General features: G+C 42.0%; 6 protein-coding genes and 1 other RNA gene. 3 read left to right on the top strand and 4 right to left on the bottom strand.

Features of this window, described 5'->3' with window-relative positions; genetic code table 11:
- The 4 genes from Q0236_RS12170 to ssrA form a co-directional block, all read right to left on the bottom strand.
- A partial coding sequence (locus Q0236_RS12170; protein WP_297918458.1) for a hypothetical protein occupies nucleotides 1-467 on the bottom strand: 467 nt, incomplete at its 3' end.
- A 147-nt stretch (nucleotides 468-614) separates the two neighbouring features.
- Nucleotides 615-959 carry an Imm40 family immunity protein gene (gene imm40, locus Q0236_RS12165; RefSeq protein ID WP_297918455.1) on the bottom strand — a complete coding sequence of 115 codons (345 nt, stop codon included), beginning with the start codon at nucleotides 957-959 and terminating at the stop codon, nucleotides 615-617.
- 24 nt (nucleotides 960-983) lie between these two features.
- A complete protein-coding gene (locus Q0236_RS12160; protein ID WP_297918452.1) occupies nucleotides 984-1,313 on the bottom strand; it encodes a hypothetical protein in 330 nt (109 codons plus the stop codon).
- A 713-nt stretch (nucleotides 1,314-2,026) separates the two neighbouring features.
- Nucleotides 2,027-2,388, bottom strand: a transfer-messenger RNA (tmRNA) gene (gene ssrA / locus Q0236_RS12155).
- A gap of 98 nt (nucleotides 2,389-2,486) precedes the next feature.
- Between ssrA and panB the strand changes: the two genes are divergently transcribed.
- The 3 genes from panB to Q0236_RS12140 all read left to right on the top strand — a co-directional run bounded on the left by panB (nucleotide 2,487) and on the right by Q0236_RS12140 (nucleotide 3,787).
- Complete coding sequence (panB, locus tag Q0236_RS12150) at nucleotides 2,487-3,284, top strand: 3-methyl-2-oxobutanoate hydroxymethyltransferase (RefSeq protein ID WP_297918448.1); 798 nt, start codon at nucleotides 2,487-2,489, stop codon at nucleotides 3,282-3,284.
- 63 nt (nucleotides 3,285-3,347) lie between these two features.
- Entirely contained in the window at nucleotides 3,348-3,614 is a 267-nt protein-coding gene (locus tag Q0236_RS12145; protein WP_297918445.1) for a hypothetical protein, read from the top strand.
- A complete protein-coding gene (locus Q0236_RS12140) occupies nucleotides 3,611-3,787 on the top strand; it encodes a type II toxin-antitoxin system VapC family toxin (RefSeq protein ID WP_297918442.1) in 177 nt (58 codons plus the stop codon). The genes Q0236_RS12145 and Q0236_RS12140 overlap by 4 nt, the downstream gene beginning before the upstream one ends.
- Nucleotides 3,788-3,827: the final 40 nt, after the last annotated feature.

The raw sequence follows: 3,827 nt of genomic DNA, 5'->3' as shown, positions 1-3,827 counted from the left end.
GCCTTATCATCAAAGGTTTGAACGCCAAAACTAATACGATTAAAACCTAATTGCACTAATTTAGTAAGATATCGTAAATCTACCTCTCCAGGATTAGACTCAATAGTCATATGACAATCATCAGTAATGGTAAAAGTACTTTTAATTTTATCTAAAATCATACAAATCTTCCTCTCGTCTATCTCCCTATAAAGGCAAGGGTTTGCCAGCTCAAATATGATCTCTTGCAAAATTTCATCCTCATATCCTATGTCCTCGCGACACTCGATTAAATTTGCCCATTCCTCAAGGAGCTCATATGAAATTTCTTTATCGACGACTCTATTTAAGATGTTTGCAATCGTATTTTTAGTTATTGTTACAAGCTCCGATTCGCTATTAAAGCCTATATTTGCCAAGTTGCTTTTTATCGCGCTCATATCTTTAGCAAAATTTATCAAATTTAATAAAATATCTATTTTAGCCATCAATGCCGCATTCGCCCTCGCGCCTATATAACCATATCCTTATACTTTTCATAAAGCCTCGGTTCTAAAATTCTAAATTTCATGTTGTTTTCCTTTTAAAATTTAATCGGTTGCCGATATTTTATTCGCGCAATCCAATTAAAATTTTCATTTAGACACCCGCTCAGGGCCAATGGCTGGATAATATATAAAATCATCTCCGTTTCTAGCGCGATACTTAGTGATATATTCGATCGCCACTTCGAATGCATTGTCATCTTCCGCTTTAGTACTCCAGCCGTCGTATGTGATGATGGGCTCATTACCGCTTAGGCGATATACGTCTCCTCCTAGGATAATCATACCTTTACCCCTTGTGATTTTTAGTACCTCCATTACATCGTCAAATTTCCAAGCGATTTCATAAAATCCGAGCTTCTCTCTTAAGTTTATACCGCGCTCTAAAAGATCCTGCGGCACGATATTTACAAAATCCTCATCTGTAAACAACATAATTCGCTCCTTTTAAGTATAAGATTATTGCCATTGCCATTTTTCTATTTCGTCTTTCTTTACGAAATACTCTTTTTGACCGCAAGGATAGTAAATTTTACACCATTTGCCTTCGCAGGATTGGATGGGGATTACTATCTCATCATAATAAGCAAATTCCTCTTTATCTTCATAGAAAATTTTATGAATAACGGCGTCTTTAAATTTATATATAATTTTTTGATCTATTTTTTCGCCGCACTCGCCGTAAAAGGCATCGTCTGCGTGTTTTGCAAAAGTGATTTTATGCCCTAAAATCGTAGGGCTGCACCCATATAGGCATAATGCGACAAAAGGTATAACAAAATTTCTCATCTCTCCTCCTACTTAAAATGCGCTCTATCTTTTATTTGGATCTCCAGGTCTTTTGACCGTTAGGCCAAAGTTGCTCTATTTCATCCTTCTTGACATAGTACTCCGTATCGCCGCAAGGATAGTAAATTTTACACCACTTATCGTCACAAGATTCTATCGGAACTATAGTTGATGTGCCATTATAATAGTGAGATAAAGTCTCTACTAGCTTATATTCATATTCACCGCTTTTTTGGCTTTTAGATATTGAATATATATCTAAAAAATCCTCAAGGTTCCTCGGTACGTAAAGTTTATCATGAGGTATATAGTCATGAAAAATAAAACCGCAGGCAGTTCTATATCCATTCGTACTCGGAGCAAAAAAGCGATTACTTAGGCTACACCCCGCTAGTAAGCAACATATACCAATGACAACATAACAAATTTATTCATCTCTTTCTCCTTTCTTCTATAATATTTTGTATTGCGTCTTGTACTTCTTGATGCTTTTGACACCTCTACCGTCGAATTTTAGCAAAATATACGCCTTTGTTCATATAGGAAACCCCTAATGCGAAAAAGCCCCTAATAACACTCCTAATGTTTCGGAAAAGATTATATCTAAAATAAAAATGAAAGAGGTCCGGAATGGCTAAAATTTAAGATAGACACCTGTGCGCCGGAACTAAATGCAACTAAAAAGAAGTGGTCAAAATTCAAAAATAGATAATTGGTGGAGGTGTGCGGGATTGAACCGCAGTCCGAAAACAAACGACCAAAGCCTCTACATGTTTAGCAAAAGTGAAGTTCTCGCGCAGGCTCGCTCACTTTCCAAAACGACCCGCCGGCGCAAAGACTAGGATTTCACCCTACGGCTCGTCACGCCGCAGAGCTACGCTATCGCAGATTACCCGCCGCCGCGCTTAGATAGTATCGGCGCAGAGCAGGGCTCGACTGGACTTACGCAGCTTTAGCGTAAGCAGGAGCAAATTTAACGTTGTTTGCGTTTAAATTTAGTTTGGATTTTATACGCTGTATCCAAAGCGACATGCCGCCTTGACCCATCCGTTCCCGTCGAAGCCAAGTCACCCCCGAAAGAATGCGCGCGCATTTTACTTCAAAATTTTATAAATGTCAAATTCGGCTTATGCTAGAATTGCGTTCAAATTTTAACCAAATCAAGGAGCCAAAATGTCAAAAATCACGCTTTCTAAATTATACGAGATGAAAAAATCAGGCGAAAAGATCGTGATGATCACCGCCTACGACGCGCTTTTTGCTAAAATTTTCGACGACGAGGTCGATATGGTACTCGTAGGCGACAGCCTAAATATGAGCTTCGGCGGACACTCCGAGACCCTAGGCGCAAGCGTAGAGCAGATGATCTATCACGCGCGCGCCGTAAGACGGGGGCTCAAGCGAGCGTATATGGTCGTGGATATGCCGTTTTGCTCGTGCGCGACGCCCGAGCTCGCGCTACAAAACTGCGCCAAAGTCTATGAGAACACCGGCTGCGACGCCGTCAAAATCGAAGGAGGTGCGCATATGGCAGATACCGTGGCGCTGCTTAATCGAAACGGAATCGCCGTGATGAGTCACATCGGGCTTAAGCCGCAGTTTTCGCGCTTTACGGGCGGCTACAAGGTAAGCGGGCGCGGAGAGGAGGGTGCGCGCGAGGTCTTAAGCGACGCTAGAGCGCTTGCCGAGGCGGGCGCGGTGCTGCTGCTGGTCGAGGGGACGATCTGCTCAGTCGCAAATCAAGTGGCTCTAGGCACCGACGTGCCCGTCATCGGCATCGGCGCGGGTGCGGGCATAGACGGACAGGTGCTCGTGTGGAGTGATATGTGCGGGTTTTTCACGGAGTTTCGGCCGAAATTCGTTAAGCGCTATTTAGACGGCGCCGAGCTGGTAAAAGGTGCGGTGCGCGAATACGCGCGCGAAGTCAAAGAGGGGGGCTTTCCGAGCGAGGAGTTTGAATATAAGCAGTAGCGGGATTTTAGGTCGGAATTTTAAAAATTTATATTCTAAAATCAATAAATAAAAGGAGCATAGATGAAAGTCAAAGCAGCTAACGACAAAATTTTAAAAGTATTTAAAAGCGGCAACTCCTTAGCGCTTCGTATCCCGAAATATCTAAATTTGGAGGGCGTTAAGGAGCTTGCGATAAAAGAGCTTAGTGATACCGAAATAACGCTTAGCATCCCCAAACGTAGCGGCGAGTGGGATGGATTGCTTGCGACGCTGGCAAAATTTAAAGACGCTGAGATCAAGCGCGGCAAACAGATCCCGAGCGAGCGCGAGTTTGGATTCGATAAATGATCGTTTTAGATACGAATATTTGTATATATTTGATAAATAACGACGAAAAATACGCTCCTAAAATACTCGATTGTCTGACAAAACATCTAAGATCGGATATTTTTATCTCGCTTATTACCGTTGCCGAGCTGAGATTTGGTGCAGAAAATTCCAAGCGCAAAGAGTTAAATTGACGGTCAATAGACGAGTTTATCTCAAATTTTAATATTTTGC

The organism is uncultured Campylobacter sp., from assembly GCF_938031315.1.
Taxonomy (GTDB): domain Bacteria; phylum Campylobacterota; class Campylobacteria; order Campylobacterales; family Campylobacteraceae; genus Campylobacter_B.
Note: the sequence above shows the minus strand (reverse complement) of the source record. Positions and strands in the feature narration are given on the sequence as shown.

What these genes read in the sequence shown, in the direction of transcription:
- Q0236_RS12160 (WP_297918452.1), bottom strand. Translation starts at nt 1,313, where the DNA reads ATGAGAAATTTTGTTATACCTTTTGTCGCATTATGCCTATATGGGTGC.
- Q0236_RS12145 (WP_297918445.1), top strand. Translation starts at nt 3,348, where the DNA reads ATGAAAGTCAAAGCAGCTAACGACAAAATTTTAAAAGTATTTAAAAGC.
- panB (WP_297918448.1), top strand. Translation starts at nt 2,487, where the DNA reads ATGTCAAAAATCACGCTTTCTAAATTATACGAGATGAAAAAATCAGGC.
- Q0236_RS12140 (WP_297918442.1), top strand. Translation starts at nt 3,611, where the DNA reads ATGATCGTTTTAGATACGAATATTTGTATATATTTGATAAATAACGAC.
- imm40 (WP_297918455.1), bottom strand. Translation starts at nt 959, where the DNA reads ATGTTGTTTACAGATGAGGATTTTGTAAATATCGTGCCGCAGGATCTT.